Origin of the sequence: Synechococcus sp. R6-7, assembly GCF_047461695.1 — a bacterium.
In the GTDB taxonomy this organism is placed as follows: Bacteria; Cyanobacteriota; Cyanobacteriia; order Thermostichales; family Thermostichaceae; genus Thermostichus.
Genome location: NZ_JANSHS010000520.1, coordinates 1 through 686 on the forward strand (window position 1 = coordinate 1; position 686 = coordinate 686).

1 protein-coding gene is annotated in these 686 nt (G+C 56.9%); it reads left to right on the top strand.

Annotated elements, in window-relative coordinates; all coding sequences use genetic code 11:
- Positions 1 to 206 precede the first annotated feature (206 nt).
- On the top strand, positions 207 to 686 hold a 480-nt coding region (locus tag NW815_RS13680; RefSeq protein ID WP_414388139.1), incomplete at its 3' end, for a serine/threonine protein kinase.

Below are 686 nucleotides of genomic sequence, written 5' to 3' on the forward strand. Positions count from 1 at the left end.
GTCCTACGGACAGAGGGCGGGGCTCCTGCGATTTCTAGCTGAGAAGTCACCTTGAAGAATCAACTGAAAACCCCGCCATTTCCAACAGATGGCCCCAATCCGGATCCCTGAGTTCAGCCACCGGCGTAGGCTGGTGCAGACCTCAGCAATTCGGTTTATGGTATGGACATTCCCCCTGCAATTCCTCTTCTCCAAGCTGCAAACCCATGACCGCAGATCTCACCAACCGCATTTTGGGCAACCGCTACCAGCTGATTCAAGAAATTGGTAGCGGTGGTATGGGATCCGTCTTCCGCGCCTTAGACTTACGCAACAACGGCCAAGAGGTAGCCGTCAAGATCCTCTATGCCCCCATGCTGCTGAGCCGGGGCGACTTCCAGACAGACTTGCGCCGTCGCTTTGCCGAAGAGATCCGCGTTAGCACCCTTCTGGGCCAGCATCCTCGCATCGTCAAGGTTTTGGATCACGGCCAAGAGGGGGAGCAGGCCTACTTGGTGATGGAGTACCTCAAGGGGCAGGATCTGGGCAAGCTGATCCGAGAAAAAGGGGCTTTGCCGGTTCGACAAGCCGTTCGACTAGCCTTGCAGGCCTGTGAGGGGCTGCACTTTGCCCACACGTTTCAGGCCAAGGTAGAGGGTCGCGAGATTCGAGGCGTTATCCATCGCGACATCAAACCCAGCAACCTC